This window comes from Paranoxybacillus vitaminiphilus (genome assembly GCF_003259935.1).
GTDB lineage: Bacteria > Bacillota > Bacilli > Bacillales > Anoxybacillaceae > Paranoxybacillus > Paranoxybacillus vitaminiphilus.
The window spans coordinates 1-14,096 of the sequence record NZ_QLMH01000027.1 but is presented as its reverse complement, the minus strand read 5'-3'; the positions used below and the strand labels follow the sequence as shown (position 1 = coordinate 14,096).

The 14,096-nt window shown below is 44.7% G+C and carries 14 protein-coding genes, 16 tRNA genes and 1 rRNA gene; all 31 read right to left on the bottom strand.

Features of this window, described 5'->3' with window-relative positions:
- Positions 1-17 precede the first annotated feature (17 nt).
- A complete protein-coding gene (locus B0I26_RS16945) occupies positions 18-212 on the bottom strand; it encodes a 4-oxalocrotonate tautomerase (protein ID WP_111646556.1) in 195 nt (64 codons plus the stop codon).
- A 2-nt stretch (positions 213-214) separates the two neighbouring features.
- Entirely contained in the window at positions 215-1,021 is an 807-nt protein-coding gene (locus B0I26_RS16940) for a 2-keto-4-pentenoate hydratase (RefSeq protein ID WP_111646555.1), read from the bottom strand.
- A 12-nt stretch (positions 1,022-1,033) separates the two neighbouring features.
- Positions 1,034-2,062: a 4-hydroxy-2-oxovalerate aldolase gene (dmpG, locus tag B0I26_RS16935; protein ID WP_111646554.1), complete on the bottom strand. Its 1,029-nt coding sequence runs from the start codon at positions 2,060-2,062 to the stop codon at positions 1,034-1,036.
- A gap of 22 nt (positions 2,063-2,084) precedes the next feature.
- Positions 2,085-2,960, bottom strand: coding sequence for an acetaldehyde dehydrogenase (acetylating) (locus B0I26_RS16930; protein WP_111646553.1), 876 nt, complete (start codon positions 2,958-2,960; stop codon positions 2,085-2,087).
- A 120-nt stretch (positions 2,961-3,080) separates the two neighbouring features.
- Positions 3,081-3,854 (bottom strand): 2-keto-4-pentenoate hydratase, encoded by a 774-nt coding sequence (locus B0I26_RS16925; protein WP_111646552.1) that lies wholly within the window; start codon positions 3,852-3,854, stop codon positions 3,081-3,083.
- Between the two features lie 279 nt (positions 3,855-4,133).
- Positions 4,134-4,982 carry an alpha/beta fold hydrolase gene (locus tag B0I26_RS16920; RefSeq protein WP_245934829.1) on the bottom strand — a complete coding sequence of 283 codons (849 nt, stop codon included), beginning with the start codon at positions 4,980-4,982 and terminating at the stop codon, positions 4,134-4,136.
- 221 nt (positions 4,983-5,203) lie between these two features.
- Positions 5,204-6,118 (bottom strand): catechol 2,3-dioxygenase, encoded by a 915-nt coding sequence (locus B0I26_RS16915; RefSeq protein WP_111646550.1) that lies wholly within the window; start codon positions 6,116-6,118, stop codon positions 5,204-5,206.
- Between the two features lie 54 nt (positions 6,119-6,172).
- Complete coding sequence (locus B0I26_RS16910; RefSeq protein ID WP_111646549.1) at positions 6,173-6,595, bottom strand: GlcG/HbpS family heme-binding protein; 423 nt, start codon at positions 6,593-6,595, stop codon at positions 6,173-6,175.
- A 42-nt stretch (positions 6,596-6,637) separates the two neighbouring features.
- On the bottom strand, positions 6,638-7,498 hold the full coding sequence (locus B0I26_RS16905; RefSeq protein ID WP_111646548.1) for an FAD synthetase family protein: 861 nt from the start codon (positions 7,496-7,498) through the stop codon (positions 6,638-6,640).
- Positions 7,499-7,510: 12 nt separating this feature from the next.
- A complete protein-coding gene (locus B0I26_RS16900; protein ID WP_111646547.1) occupies positions 7,511-7,996 on the bottom strand; it encodes a flavin reductase family protein in 486 nt (161 codons plus the stop codon).
- A 200-nt stretch (positions 7,997-8,196) separates the two neighbouring features.
- The gene (locus B0I26_RS16895; protein ID WP_111646546.1) at positions 8,197-9,771 is read right to left on the bottom strand and encodes a 4-hydroxyphenylacetate 3-hydroxylase N-terminal domain-containing protein; all 1,575 of its coding nucleotides are present in this window, start codon (positions 9,769-9,771) and stop codon (positions 8,197-8,199) included.
- Positions 9,772-9,970: 199 nt separating this feature from the next.
- Positions 9,971-10,897: a catechol 2,3-dioxygenase gene (locus B0I26_RS16890; RefSeq protein WP_111646545.1), complete on the bottom strand. Its 927-nt coding sequence runs from the start codon at positions 10,895-10,897 to the stop codon at positions 9,971-9,973.
- Between the two features lie 18 nt (positions 10,898-10,915).
- Positions 10,916-11,266: a 2Fe-2S iron-sulfur cluster-binding protein gene (locus tag B0I26_RS16885; RefSeq protein ID WP_111646544.1), complete on the bottom strand. Its 351-nt coding sequence runs from the start codon at positions 11,264-11,266 to the stop codon at positions 10,916-10,918.
- 193 nt (positions 11,267-11,459) lie between these two features.
- Complete coding sequence (locus B0I26_RS18420) at positions 11,460-11,633, bottom strand: hypothetical protein (RefSeq protein WP_181502977.1); 174 nt, start codon at positions 11,631-11,633, stop codon at positions 11,460-11,462.
- A gap of 228 nt (positions 11,634-11,861) precedes the next feature.
- A tRNA-Leu gene (locus tag B0I26_RS16880) sits at positions 11,862-11,949 on the bottom strand.
- Positions 11,950-12,025: 76 nt separating this feature from the next.
- Positions 12,026-12,111, bottom strand: a tRNA-Leu gene (locus B0I26_RS16875).
- A 16-nt stretch (positions 12,112-12,127) separates the two neighbouring features.
- Positions 12,128-12,201: transfer RNA gene (locus B0I26_RS16870), tRNA-Cys, on the bottom strand.
- A gap of 8 nt (positions 12,202-12,209) precedes the next feature.
- Positions 12,210-12,281 (bottom strand) — tRNA-Gly (locus B0I26_RS16865).
- Positions 12,282-12,287: 6 nt separating this feature from the next.
- A tRNA-Gln gene (locus B0I26_RS16860) sits at positions 12,288-12,362 on the bottom strand.
- A 26-nt stretch (positions 12,363-12,388) separates the two neighbouring features.
- Positions 12,389-12,464, bottom strand: a tRNA-His gene (locus B0I26_RS16855).
- A 9-nt stretch (positions 12,465-12,473) separates the two neighbouring features.
- Positions 12,474-12,547, bottom strand: a tRNA-Trp gene (locus B0I26_RS16850).
- Positions 12,548-12,577: 30 nt separating this feature from the next.
- Positions 12,578-12,662, bottom strand: a tRNA-Tyr gene (locus B0I26_RS16845).
- Positions 12,663-12,678: 16 nt separating this feature from the next.
- Positions 12,679-12,754, bottom strand: a tRNA-Thr gene (locus tag B0I26_RS16840).
- Between the two features lie 229 nt (positions 12,755-12,983).
- Positions 12,984-13,059, bottom strand: a tRNA-Phe gene (locus B0I26_RS16835).
- A gap of 166 nt (positions 13,060-13,225) precedes the next feature.
- Positions 13,226-13,301: transfer RNA gene (locus tag B0I26_RS16830), tRNA-Asp, on the bottom strand.
- A 16-nt stretch (positions 13,302-13,317) separates the two neighbouring features.
- Positions 13,318-13,394, bottom strand: a tRNA-Met gene (locus tag B0I26_RS16825).
- Between the two features lie 110 nt (positions 13,395-13,504).
- Positions 13,505-13,580 (bottom strand) — tRNA-Val (locus B0I26_RS16820).
- Between the two features lie 8 nt (positions 13,581-13,588).
- Positions 13,589-13,660: transfer RNA gene (locus B0I26_RS16815), tRNA-Glu, on the bottom strand.
- Between the two features lie 13 nt (positions 13,661-13,673).
- Positions 13,674-13,764 (bottom strand) — tRNA-Ser (locus B0I26_RS16810).
- A gap of 4 nt (positions 13,765-13,768) precedes the next feature.
- Positions 13,769-13,843 (bottom strand) — tRNA-Asn (locus B0I26_RS16805).
- Between the two features lie 158 nt (positions 13,844-14,001).
- Positions 14,002-14,096: ribosomal RNA gene (gene rrf / locus B0I26_RS16800) — 5S ribosomal RNA — on the bottom strand; the annotation flags it as partial.

Here is a 14,096-nt window from a genome sequence, read left to right as displayed (position 1 = left end):
GACATCATTCACTCCTTTTAACGTTCTCTTCGTTTTTTCACAGATTCTCCGGCAATTCCCCAATGTTCCAGAGGCATTTCCTGAATCATGATCCGAACACTTTCTTTAGGCGCATCCAACACTTTGCACACCGTCTCCGTTAGCTCGTAGATGAGTCTCTCCTTTTTTTCCGGAGAACGCCCTTCTAATAAATAAACTTGAATGAAAGGCATATCTATTTACTCTCCTTTCCAAAGGTAAAAGAGGCTTCAACCGAACCGTAGCGGTCTAAGCTCATGGAGAATACGTCTCCTTCCTTTATTTCAATCGCACCGGTTAACGCCCCGCTTAAAACGACTTCTCCCGGTTTGACCGATTGATCGTAACGGGAAAGCTTGTTCACCATCCAGGCAATGGCCCTTGCCGGATGTCCCATCACGCTTGCACCGGCACTCGTAGAAACAATTGAACCGTTCTTTTTAAAGACCATGCCGATTAAACTTAAATCTTCCCCATCATATTTTGTAAAACGTTCTCCTAAAACAAAGCGAGAAGAAGAAGAATTATCGGCAATGACATCCGCCAAAGTGAAAGAGAAATTTTGATAACGGCTGTCAATAATCTCAAGAGCAGGCGCTATATAAGCGGTCTTTTGCAAAACTTCCGCCACGGTGACTCCCGGTCCTTTTAGTTCTTCTTTAAAAATAAAGGCAATCTCCGGTTCAATTTTTGGATGTATTAATGTTTTCAAAGAAATGGATCCGTCACTTTTCAGCTGCATATTTTCCAGCAAAACTCCGTAAGTCGGCTCGTGCACCCCCATCATTTCCTGTTTGGCTTTACTTGTTAACCCCAATTTCCAACCGACAATTTTCGTCCCTTCGTCCCGGCATTTTCGTTCAATTAACCGGTTTTGTACTTCATAAGCAAGAGCCACATCCAATTCAGGATAACGATCCACCAGTTTAGGAATCGCCTTCCCGTGCTTTTCGGCAAGGAACAATTCATCGACGATAGAATCAAGAATTTCTGTTTTTAACATCCAATCACCTCCTTATGTAATCGTTTCTGCGGTTTTTTTCTTTGCCAGCTGGGCGGCGATATCGTAAATGAAATCTTCTTGTCCCCCGACGGCTTTTCTTTTGCCTAGTTCTACTAAAATATCGCGTTCATCAACGCTGAATTTCTTGGCTGCATCTTGCGTGTGGAGAAGAAAGCTGGAATAAACCCCTGAATATCCCATAATCAAGCTTGAACCAGTGATTTCTTGAGGCCGTGGCATAAATTTGGCTACCACTTCATTGGCTACATCCATAATCGGATATAATCGGATACCTGTTTCATAACCGAGCCGTTCAAACACAGCAACCATGACTTCTGTTTGTGTATTGCCGCTTCCTGCCCCTAAACAGCGCAGACTGCCGTCAATATAAGTGGCTCCTGCTTCCACCGCGGCAATAGAGTTCGCCATCGCCAGAGATAGGTTGTTATGGCCATGGAAGCCGATCTCGCATGATAATGCCTCCCTTAATGCGGACACTCGTTCCTTCACTTCATGTGGGAGCAGCGTGCCTGCCGAATCTGTCACATACACGATTTCTGCCCCATAACTTTCAAACAATTTCGCTTGTTCGACCAGCTTTTCCACCGGAGCCATATGTGCCATCATTAAAAATCCTACTGTTTTTAATCCAAGCTTTCTTCCAAGCTCAATATGTTGTTTTGCAACATCCGCTTCCGTTACATGGGTTGCCACCCGCACCATTTTCGCTCCCGCTTTGACCGCTTCTTCCAAATCTTCCTTTACACCGATTCCCGGAAGAAGAAGAACGGAAACCTTAGCGTTTTTGCAGACTTCAGCAGCCGCTGCAATCAGTTCCATCTCATTCACTTTGGAAAAACCATATTGCAACGAAGATCCGCCTAATCCATCCCCATGGGAGACTTCAAAATACTCAATCCCTGCTTCATCTAATCCTTTTGCCACTTCTTTCACTTGTTCGATCGTAAAAGCATGTTTCATCGCATGGCTTCCATCCCGCAGTGTTACATCAACTAAATGAATCTTAGCTGTTATTGTCATGCTCTCGCCCCTTTCACCTATATTAAGAAATTGCTGAAGTTTGCCTTTTCGCCAATTCTTCTCCTACTTTTACAGCGGACGCTGTCATAATATCGAGATTTCCAGAATACGGAGGAAAATAATCACCCGCTCCTTCTACTTCGAGAAATACGGATACTTTTTTTCCATCAAACATCGGTTCGCTCCGTAAACGGTAACCAGGCACATACGTTTGAACTTCTTCTACCATCGTTTTTATGGATCGAATAATTTCTTCTTCTTTTCCTGCTTCTTCTACAAGAGCATGAATCGTGTCTCTCATAATAATCGGCGGTTCAGCAGGATTTAAAATGATAATCGCCTTCCCTTTTTTGGCTCCTCCTACTTTCTCAATGGCTCTTGCTGTCGTCCGGGTGAATTCATCAATGTTTGCCCTTGTACCCGGGCCGGCGCTCTTGCTCGCAACGGTTGCGACGATTTCCGCATATTCCACTGGTACAACACGATGAATAGCATGAACAATAGGAATCGTTGCCTGACCGCCGCAAGTGACCATATTGACATCGGGAGCATCCAGTTCCTCTTTTAAGTTGACCGGCGGCACAACAAAAGGACCAATGGCGGCAGGAGTTAAATCAACAATTTTTTTATTTAATTTTGTTAATACTTCATGATGTTTATAATGAGCTTTCGCTGTCGTTGCATCAAAAAGAATATCCGCTAGGCCAGGATTTTTTAAAAACCCTTCTATTCCGTTATCAATCACCGTAACTCCCCGATCTTTTGCTCTTTTTAATCCGTCCGAATCGGGGTCAATCCCGATCATGACGCTCATTTCTAAGTATTTACTTCTCTCAATCTTGTACATTAAGTCCGTGCCGATATTACCGGATCCAATAATCCCTGCTTTTAGCTTCATTGCAGTTTCCCCTCCTTTTAACTTTTGACAGTGCGAGTTTCTATTATTTCTGAGTACATCGTTTTAATTATTCTTCAACTGGGCGTGTATCAATTAAGCTAAACTTTTATTCAGACAATGTTATGAGAAGGAAACAGACGCTTCTCCGATACGGGCGAATTTCACGGTGAATGTATCTCCGCGAGAAACAGGAACAGCGGCAGTCAACGCTCCAGATAAAATGATTTCGCCTTTATTTAAGGAAATGTCATAACGGCTAAGAGCGTTGGCGAGCCAGCTGACTGCATGGAGCGGATTCCCCATAACAGCAGCCCCGGCAGCGGTATCAAGCAACTGGCCATTTCGATAGGCAGCCATGCCGATATGAGAAAGATCGATGTTTTCGATCGGCGTTGGCTTTCCTCCGATAACAGCTCTGGCAGAAGAGCCATTATCGGCAACAGTATCTTCAAAGCGGATCTTCCAATCTCTAATTCTACTGTCAATAATTTCAATGGCCGGTGCCACATACTCGGTCGCATCGATCACATCGATCATCGTGACATTCGGTCCCTTTAAATCTTTCTTTAAAATGAAGGCGATTTCAAATTCTACTTTTGGCTGGATGAACTCATCAAGAGAAACACTTTCCCCATCCAACACAATCATATCGTCAAGAAGATGTCCATAGTCTGGCTCGGATACTTGAAGCATGTCCTGCATCGCCTTGCTTGTTAAGCCGATTTTTTTGCCAACGATGATTCGACCGTTCTCAACCTTATGTTTGATCTGCGCCAATTGGATTTGATAAGCCTCATCTGCGGTCAGATGAGGAAAAAGAGTGGTAAGCGGATCAATAGGTCTTTTTTTCTCTTCCGCTTCCAATAATAAAGTTGCGATTTCTGTAATGTTCATCATTTCCCCTCCTTCTGCATACGCAACCGCTTCAAGATCTGCTATTCCATCTCTTCCTTCATAACTGAATAATCTTGTACTTGGCTATTTCTCTATGCGGCTTGAACAGTGCACGGAGCTTTTGGCAATGCGGGGCTGTTCAGGCGGATCTTCGGGATTATAGAAGATCCGCTTCATCCATTCCCGCATGCGCAAATAGCACTTCATCACTTCGTATAGACGTGCCCGCACACGTACACATTCGATATAATGTTTAATTAAGAAGATATACAGATATGCTCAAATCTTGCTGTTGAAAAAATTGAAAAGCAAGGAGTGAAAACTATCCCGGTACTCCACTTGCGTCCAATGGCTGCACTGACCGTAAATCATCATTTTTACCCGTGGAAGGTGTTGTGCGAGATAATAACTCGTTTCGACAGGGACGATCGGATCATTCAGCCCGTGAACGAGTAAAACTTGTTGTTGAATGCGGCGCAACGTGGCACTCGGTAGAACGAGATCATCCACAATCTGCTGGCGAGGTTGAGGAAACATCGCTTCATATGAACGCCGCACAGCCGGGTTCATTGCTGCCTCAAAGCGCATTTTGCTAATGTTGTCAAGTTGGTCTTCTATAAAACTTTCATCATAAGCAAACCAACGAATGATTTGCGCCATCGTTTCTTCAGAAGGATCCTCATAAAACCCCCAAATTCGGTCAAGCTCCGGAGTCAATCGAAACGGAGCACCCGCCGGCCCCATCAACACAACGCGATCGATTCGCTCGGGCGCCTCTGCCAACAAGTGAAGAGCAACAGCCCCGCCTAAGGAATTGCCCACCAAATGAGTACGCTTAATCTCCAATACATCGAGAAGATGTTTTAACTGATCCACCCATATCCTCATCCAAGACCGTATGCCTTTTGGAAGAGAAGACGGATGTTCAGTCATTCCGAAACCGATTAAATCGGGTGCTACGCAATCAAACCCTTTTTCACTAAAAAACGGTAACGCATATTGCCAATTGGACCAAGCTGTTGCTCCTGGACCGGAGCCATGGATAAAGAGAATTGATTCACTGCCTCCGACACCGGCACGGTAGAAACACGTTTCATAGGTCCCGGTTTTGATACGATGACTCGCCACCTCTTGCAAACAATTTCCTCCCCTCTAACACTACTGTCGAATTTTTTGAAAACAGACAATCCTATCCTGCCCACGTCATCACTTCGAAACGAACTGCCACATCGAACAACAACGATTATTTTTATTCTTTCTTGAGTTCATTGATTCAAAAAGAGATGACAAGATGACAAGATGGCAGAAGTCTCTTTAAAAGAAATTTCCCATTTTAAACAGTTTTGTTTTTACGTTAATGCCTTATTGAATGATTCAACCAGTTCTCTTCTATGATAGAAGATACCTGTTGCAATTTTATCTTCCGTCCACGTAATAGTCGGGAAGTCTGCATAGCTCATATAACCGCTTGTATATGCTTCGTTTCTGTTACCGGACGGATCAAAAAAGTAAATGGTTAGACCTCGTGTTATTCCATGACGAGTTGGTGTAATTTCTGTTTGAACATTATTTTTTGTTAAAATATCCGCTGCTTTTAATACATCATACCAGTTATCCACATAGAATCCTGCATGATGGAATTTCCCATCCGGTCCTTTCACAAAAGCAAGATCATGAGCTTTATTGGTCGCTGACAAAAAGCTTCCTACTAACACTTCCCCATCTACAGTCACAATTCTTTCCGTTTGTTTAAAACCTAGCACTTCTGTAAAGAATCGGGTAGCAGTTTCTAAGTCATCCCCTGTTAAAAGAGCATGATCCAATCGGTGAGGAGCAATCCCTCTTAGTCCATCCGGCCATGGGTGCGGGTTGAGACTCCCCGTTTTCGTTCCTACTTGTTCAATGTCTGTATATAATTCCATATAATGGCCTGTAGGAATTTGGAAACGAATCGCTTCTCCCTCTGCCAGCCTGGTACCTTTGGAAACTCGGGAAAGCTGACATCCAAATTGTTCAATTTTGCTTTCTAATTTTTCTAACTCGTAAATATCTTTTACCTTAAATGCCATATGATCCATTCCAGCCGTATCGGCTTTTTGCAAAACAATACTGTGATGATCGTATTCGTCCCAAGCTTTTAAATAGACTCGATTTTCCTCGCGTCCTGTCACTTCAAGTCCAATGACATCTGTATAGTATTTAACAGATTCTTCTAAATCTAACACACGAAGTTCCAATCGGCCTAATCTTAAAATTCCGCTCATTTGAATCCTCTCTTTCCATAATTGCTTCTTTATAAAAACGAACGCAATGTCCCATTAAACTGTTTCCAATAAGGATAACGCAGCTTCACAACACATCCGATCTTCTTCTTCTGAACCGCCGCTGACCCCAATTCCGCCGGCTAAATCGCTTCCATCATAAATCGGGTAACCGCCTCCGAAAATGACAAGCTTTTCTGTATGGACGATCCCAAGGCGCAAACTCGGCTCATCCTTAATCATGTCATACCATTGATGGGTCGGAATCCCGAAAGCTGCCGCCGTATAAGCTTTATTTTGAGCAATTTGTATGCTTAAAAGGGGAGCCCCGTCCATCCGGCAAAATGCTTTCAAGTTCCCGCCTTGGTCGACAATGGCGATATTTACTTTAATTCCAAGTTCCACAGCCTTTTTTACTGCTTTGTCAATCATTTTTTGTGCCAAATCACTGCTGATGCTTTTTTGCTGTAAAAAATCCACCACTTCACCTCCTTTCATATCAACCGGGAACATCCGATACTACTATCCTCGTATGGATACAAGTTTCTTCCCTGGAGCTTCTACTATTTCTGAGATGAAACGGATATTTCTAGAAATCCATTTTGCCTTGACACGGAAAACACTCCACGCAGAAGGAATAGATGGACCAAGCCAATAGGTTTTTTGCTGATCTGTTATGAGTACACGTCCTTCGACCCATCCATGTCCTTTATAAATTGCCACATCGTAACAGCCTTCCGGCGGGAGCATATAATATCGATCCCAAATCAATTCGGCTTTTCCTTCTGTACATACCATTTTGCCTTTTGTTTCGTAAAATTCCCCCAAATAATTAGGAAGCGCTTCCATAAATCCCAATTGAATCTTGTTTCTAATGAGTGTAGAACTAATTTTTTCATCGTTTCTTTCTACATTTTCTACTTTGGTGACAGTAATAGAGTATCCACTCTCCTCTTCCATTGTGTCTAAATTTCCTTTTCCTTTTCGTCCGTACGTAAAGTCATATCCAGCTACTACATGCTTGATTTGCAACGGAATCAAATATTTCTGGACAAAATCTTTTGATTCAACTCTTGCAAATTCCGGTGTAAATCGTATTAAATAGAAGTAGTCAACCCCTAAACGGGAAAATTTTTTCGCTTTTTCGGCAGGCGGGAGCAAATAATGGACACGTTCTCCCGTTTTGCCGATAATTTCTTTTGGATGTGGGAAAAAACTAATAACCGCTGTTTTTAACCCTATTTTTTCCGCCAATTTTTTTGCGGTCTGAATGACTTTTTGATGTCCGAGATGAACGCCGTCAAAAAACCCTAGTGCAGCTACGGTAGGGCAAGAGGCAACAAGATGTAGATCATTTTTATGATCAATGATGATTGTTTTCAATGGAATGCCTCCTCAACTGGATGTCTTCACTTTTTCGTTTTGGGCAAGCTGATGGTATTTTCCGCTGAAAAACAGAAGCGGATCTTTCTCTGTGATGTTTATATCCATCACTTCCCTAATGAAAAGGGTATGATCGCCTGCTTGAACTTCATTAACAACTCGGCACGAAATTTGTGCAAGAGCATCTTTAATGACTGGCAATCCCCCGAGCTCTTCAAATTGCACGTCTACTTGTTTTTCCAGCTGCCCGGCAAAATTCATGGAAAGCACTTTTTGATCCTGTGACAAAATGTTAACTGCATATTTTTTCGATTGTTGAATTTTTTCCAACATTTTCGCTTTTTCTCCAATGGAAACTAACACAAGCTTCGGATTTAAAGAAACGGACATAAAAGCGTTTGCCGTCATTCCATGGACAGCTCCGTTAAGTTCGGTTGTGATTACTGTAACCCCCGTAGCAAATTTCCCCATCGCGTTACGAAACAAGCGATCATCCATGTTTATAGCCTCCTTTTTCTATAAGATTAAGAAAGTCCAAGGGACATCGGTGTGATGCACTCCTCCCCATCTTTTGGCAGCCAACACATTGAATAACTTCTTCGATGCACACACGCAAAACCAAGCCTTGCTTGGTCTGAGCTTTCTCGGTGGGACTTCTGCATTTTATTATATTAATGAGTCGATTTCCTGATTGCCGCTTATCGCTTGCAAATGATGTTTACATCGTCCGGGTTGACAAGGTCCGGCACCGTCCAGCCGTTCAAATCATACTCGGCCATGCACTGTTCAGCGAACTCCTTGAATCGATTCGCATCGCCGGTGTTGAGTGCCGTCAAAAGCACCTCGAGTCGAATGTTCTCGTGGTTGCCGGCATAGTTACGCTCATACAGTTCGTGCCGGCCGCCGAATTCAGATCCGATGGCGTCCCAGAGAAGTTTTAACAATTTCACACGGCTTTCTGCATCGTATCCATTCGACCCGCGAACATATTTTTCGAGATAGGGACGAATCTCCGGAGCGAGGAAATCCGCAGCATGTGAAGGCAGATAAATGAGCGAGCTGGCCAAATCTTTTTCGATCAGATCCTTGATTTTCGGATAAGCTTCGCTCGCAAACACGCGATAAGCCATACCAGCTGCGAGATTAGGCAGCACATAATCGCCTACCCAAGGTTCAGGATTGCGCACTTGGGCTTCAGACAGCGACCAGAACAGATGGCGCCAAGCCAAGATCTCGCCCACGCGAGCCTGCACACCACGGAAATCTTTGACACCTGTCGCTTCCGTTGCCTTAAGCACCAGACCAGCGATAAAGTCGAGTTTAACCGCCAGCCGCGTCAGACCATGCAAGGTAAAGCGATTGCCAAACCCGGAAAGCGGGAAGAAGGTATTGACTTTTTCGATATCACCGTAGACAAAGACGTTCTCCCATGGCACGAGGACGTTGTCAAAGACTAGGATGGCGTCGTTTTCGTCCAATCGGCTCGATAATGGATAGTCAAATGGACTTCCCGTCGCCGCCGCGACAAATTCATATGATGCCCGGCTGATCAATTTGACGCCCGGGGCATTCATCGGAACGGTGAAAATCAAAGCAAATTTTTTATCCTTAATAGGAACCGGACCATAATGGCCAATGAAATTCATATGCGTCAGCGCGCTACCCGTCGCGACCACTTTGGCGCCAGAGACAACGATGCCGGCGTCGGTTTCTTTTTCGACGTGCATAAAGACGTCTCCCACTTCTTCGATCGATTTGTTCCGGTCCACAGGAGGATTGACGATGGCATGGTTCCAAAACAACAACCGTTCTTGAGTTTCCTTATACCACCGCTTAGCATTCTCCTGATAAGGCGCATAGAAATCACTGTTCGCTCCTAAAGTTCCGACAAAAGCCGCCTTATAATCCGGAGACCGCCCGAGCCAGCCGTAGACAACTCGCTGAAGTTCAGCAATCGTGTCGCGCGCCTTGATCAAATCTTCGGCACTCTTAGCACCGATAAAATACGGGTGCGTCCAGCCGCCACTCCCGGTGTCGGTCGGCATTGTCCACTTCCACTTTTCCGGTCCGCCTTTTTTTTCATCTTCAGCATGCAATTGATGGATACGGTCATACCATCGTGCAAACATTCGAGCTGCATTTCGATAAGCCGGATGCGCCGTGACATCCTTGACCCTTTCCCCATATACATAAACCTCGCGTCCGTCACGCAAACTCTCTAAATATTCTTCCCCCGTAAACGGTTGAACTCCTTTTTTTTGTTTGATTGCCATTCATATTCCACCTTTCTTTGCCTATTTTTTATTGAAGACGCTCACAATTGATATCGTTTTCAATCTTTTCAATCCCAATTGGACTACCCCGGTTCCTTCAAATCAAGTGGTCGGTACCCGGGGTAATGATGTGAAATTGTGAAGGGAACTATCGCCTTTACATAACTATCGTGTGAAAATATCGTCTGAAAGGCATTTCTCAAGTCGTTACACCTGTGAACCCTTCGATCCACTCTTGGCGGTGGTTGAAGTAGAAAATACCACGGGCAAGTTGATCCACTGTCCATTTTACGACAGGCATGTCAGGATAAGCGATATAACCTCCGGTAAAGACTTCGTTCCGGTTCCCCGCCGGATCGAAGTAATAGATCGTCTGCCCCCGTGTGATACCGTGACGCTCAATTCCTACGTCAATCGGTACATCGTGTTTGGAGAACACGTCGCCTGCTTTGCGCAATTCGTTAAATTCATCAAGCCAAAAAGCAAAGTGGTGAAGTCTTTCATCTTTCCCCGGAATGATGGCAATATCGTGCGGGGTATAGCTTCTAAACAGCCAAGCAGCGATCGGTGTTTCTGACCTTTCGTTCTCTACGACCTTTTCGCTCATATAAAAATTAAGAGCTTTCATTAAGAAGTCGACTGTTTCGTGCGGTCTTTCTGCCGTAATCAAAAGGTGGTCGATCCGCGGAGCACCTACGCCGATCAGCCCCTCTGGCCACGGTGCCGGATTGACTTGGGGCAACGCCTTGCCCTCATATTCCATGTCGACAAAAAGTTCCATCGTGTGTCCCGAAGGCAGACGGAAGCGTAAACCTTCACCAACTTTATAGTTTTCACCTTTCGAAACGCGTTTGACCGATGCACCATATCGTTGCAGCTGCTTTTCCAACTGTTCCATATCTTCGTACGTGTGCACTTTAAAGGCCATCTTTTCGAGCCCTGCTTTATTCGATTGGCGCAAGACGATGGAATGATGGTCGTACTCGTCCCATCCTTTTAGATAAATTTCGTTCTCGGTGCGGTCTGTCATTTGCAAGCCCATGACTTCAACATAATGCTTCCGCGCAGCCTCTAGATCTGTCACCTGTACGACAACAAAACCTAAACGCATAATACCTTCTCCCATCACGAAACCTCCTTACTTTTACTTAATCGTTTCACTTTTCAGTCTTATTAAACGTGATATAGGATCTTCTTTCTCCAAAAAACGGATGATAAGGTCGGAGAGCGGTTGTGACTGACAAGTGAGAATAAAATTCTTTTCCCGTTCTTCATCCGCGAGGGCGGTACGAGAGTAGATTTCATTGTGATTTACCTCTCCCTCGAGCAATTCCACTTTACAAAAAGCACAACCTCCTCTCCAGCATCCTCGAAATGAAGGTTGACCATCCCTGCCGTAAAATTGTTTTCTCAAAATCTCCAAAACGGTCTCTTCTTTGCTCCCTGTCACCTCCTTTCCATAGGGCTCAACGCGAATAACGAGTTGTTTTTTCACATGTATCACAACCTTTTTTCATGCTAAGACTCACTCATTTATTCTACTCTCCAGTGAGACGAGATTCGACTTTCCAGCTATCAAGATTTTCCCCATTCAAACAAACAACATGGTTATCTCTTAAACTCTTTAAATACTCCTTACCATTCATCATCTTAAATCATCTTCCTAAATTAAAATTTTTTAAAAACCCTTACAAACCGTGGTGATTTGGAAAACTTTCATTTGAATCCATGATATAATTCATCAAACGTTTGAACAACGGCATCATTTGTTTGAAAATTCTATAAATTAAAACAAAATTTGTTGGAAATTTTATAGATAGCAAAATGTACTTTTTCAAATGTTTAAGACGTTCCGCTTTCATGTTACATTCCTCCTCATAGGTTATATAAATTTTTGAGGAGAAATTTTAAGCAAAATAAAAAAGCACCAACAAAAAAATTTGTCGGTGCTTTAAATTCACTGTTTTCAAATTCAATTGGTTCGTCTTATTATTACATAGTAATAGGTAAAAATTAAGCGCATGATTCTATAAAAATGTAGGCATAAAAAATTTCTCGTTTTATACGAGAAACCTTGATAAATCAATATGTGGTGCCGATGGTGGGAGTCGAACCCACACGGGGGGCTACCCCACACGATTTTGAGTCGTGCGCGTCTGCCAGTTCCGCCACATCGGCATATTCCAAAAGTTTTGAAGCACATAAGAAATTATAATCAATTCGCCTTAGAATGTCAACCATTTTTCCCCTAAAGTGCCGAGGGCCGGACTCGAACCGGCACGGTAGTTACCTACCGCAGGATTTTAAGTCCTGTGCGTCTGCCAATTCCGCCACCCCGGCAAAACAAAAAAATAAATGGAGGCGGCACCCGGATTCGAACCGGGGGTAAAGGTTTTGCAGACCTCTGCCTTACCACTTGGCTATGCCGCCATATCATAAGCGGAAGACGGGACTCGAACCCGCGACCCCCACCTTGGCAAGGTGGTGTTCTACCACTGAACTACTTCCGCACATATTGGCTGGGGTAGCTGGATTCGAACCAACGCATCACGGAGTCAAAGTCCGTTGCCTTACCGCTTGGCTATACCCCAACGCATAAGAAATTTTATCTTGGATATGGGGCGACTAGTGGGAATCGAACCCACGCATGCCAGAGCCACAATCTGGTGCGTTAACCACTTCGCCATAGCCGCCGTCATCTTTGGCAGGGGCAGTAGGAATCGAACCCACACCGGAGGTTTTGGAGACCTCTGTTCTACCATTAAACTATGCCCCTATCCCTTTCTTTATGCTTAATATTACAAAATGGTGGAGGGGGACGGATTCGAACCGCCGAACCCAAAGGGAGCGGATTTACAGTCCGCCGCGTTTGGCCACTTCGCTACCCCTCCATATTAAAAGGTTTCATGGTGCCGGCTGCAGGACTTGAACCCGCAACCTACTGATTACAAGTCAGTTGCTCTACCAATTGAGCTAAGCCGGCGTATGCGAGATCCACTACTTAACTAATTAGTTTGTAATTTAAATTTTGTCGTCCCGCTCTCAGAAAGTTTACTCAAGTAGTCGCTCGAGCGGTACGCTGATGCCGTTACTTTGAAGGTTATTCGATCGTGCTTTACAATTAAACTAAGCCAGCGTATTGTGGTGCGTTGTAGCTATTTCAAAGAAGCTTGCTCGATCGTGCTCTACCAATTGAACTAAGCCTGAATAAATGGTGGCTCGGGACGGAATCGAACCGCCGACACAAGGATTTTCAGTCCTTTGCTCTACCGACTGAGCTACCGAGCCGTATCCAAATTTGATTCACTCTAATAATGTTTTTTCTTTATAATTTCCTTCGTCCCGCTCTCGGAAAGCTTACTCAAGAAGTAACTCGAGCGGTACACTGATGCAATTCCTGCAAAGCCTACTCGATCGTGCTCTACGACTTCGCTACCGAGCCAGCTATAACAAATGGCGGTCCCGACGGGACTCGAACCCGCGATCTCCTGCGTGACAGGCAGGCATGTTAACCACTACACTACGGGACCAACAATATTATGTATTTGGTTGCGGGGGCAGGATTTGAACCTGCGACCTTCGGGTTATGAGCCCGACGAGCTACCAGACTGCTCCACCCCGCGGTAATATAAAAATCCAATTTACTACACCATTATGTTTTTTATAGCCATCCCGCTCTCAGAAAGTTTACTCAAGAAGTGCCTCGAGCGGTATGCTGACGCATCGCTTTTTATGGTGGAGGATGACGGGATCGAACCGCCGACCCCTTGCTTGTAAGGCAAGTGCTCTCCCAGCTGAGCTAATCCTCCAAAAAAGATGACCCGTACGGGATTCGAACCCGTGTTACCGCCGTGAAAGGGCGGTGTCTTAACCACTTGACCAACGGGCCGTCATACAATTAGTGGCGGAGAGCAAGGGATTCGAACCCTTGAGGCGCTGTTAACGCCTACACGATTTCCAATCGTGCTCCTTCGACCACTCGGACAGCTCTCCAAAATGGCTCCGCAGGCAGGATTCGAACCTGCGACCAATCGGTTAACAGCCGATTGCTCTACCACTGAGCTACTGCGGAATAATCACAAATATACTATCCAAAATTCAGTTGCATAATCGCCCCACTCTCAGAATGCTTATTCAAGAAGCAACTCGAGTGGTGCGCTGTAGTTCATTCAAAGAAGCTTACTCGATCGTGCTCTACCACTGAGCTACTGCGGAATGGTTTATCTTAAGGCCTGGCAACGTCCTACTCTCGCAGGGGCGTTAGCCCCAACTACCATCGGCGCTGGAGAGCTTAACTTCCGTGTTCGGGATGGGAACGGGTGTGA

What these genes read in the sequence shown, in the direction of transcription:
- B0I26_RS16945 (WP_111646556.1), bottom strand. Translation starts at nt 212, where the DNA reads ATGCCTTTCATTCAAGTTTATTTATTAGAAGGGCGTTCTCCGGAAAAA.
- B0I26_RS16940 (WP_111646555.1), bottom strand. Translation starts at nt 1,021, where the DNA reads ATGTTAAAAACAGAAATTCTTGATTCTATCGTCGATGAATTGTTCCTT.
- dmpG (WP_111646554.1), bottom strand. Translation starts at nt 2,062, where the DNA reads ATGACAATAACAGCTAAGATTCATTTAGTTGATGTAACACTGCGGGAT.
- B0I26_RS16930 (WP_111646553.1), bottom strand. Translation starts at nt 2,960, where the DNA reads ATGAAGCTAAAAGCAGGGATTATTGGATCCGGTAATATCGGCACGGAC.
- B0I26_RS16925 (WP_111646552.1), bottom strand. Translation starts at nt 3,854, where the DNA reads ATGAACATTACAGAAATCGCAACTTTATTATTGGAAGCGGAAGAGAAA.
- B0I26_RS16915 (WP_111646550.1), bottom strand. Translation starts at nt 6,118, where the DNA reads ATGAGCGGAATTTTAAGATTAGGCCGATTGGAACTTCGTGTGTTAGAT.
- B0I26_RS16900 (WP_111646547.1), bottom strand. Translation starts at nt 7,996, where the DNA reads ATGGATGATCGCTTGTTTCGTAACGCGATGGGGAAATTTGCTACGGGG.
- B0I26_RS16895 (WP_111646546.1), bottom strand. Translation starts at nt 9,771, where the DNA reads ATGGCAATCAAACAAAAAAAAGGAGTTCAACCGTTTACGGGGGAAGAA.
- B0I26_RS16890 (WP_111646545.1), bottom strand. Translation starts at nt 10,897, where the DNA reads ATGGGAGAAGGTATTATGCGTTTAGGTTTTGTTGTCGTACAGGTGACA.
- B0I26_RS18420 (WP_181502977.1), bottom strand. Translation starts at nt 11,633, where the DNA reads ATGAAAGCGGAACGTCTTAAACATTTGAAAAAGTACATTTTGCTATCT.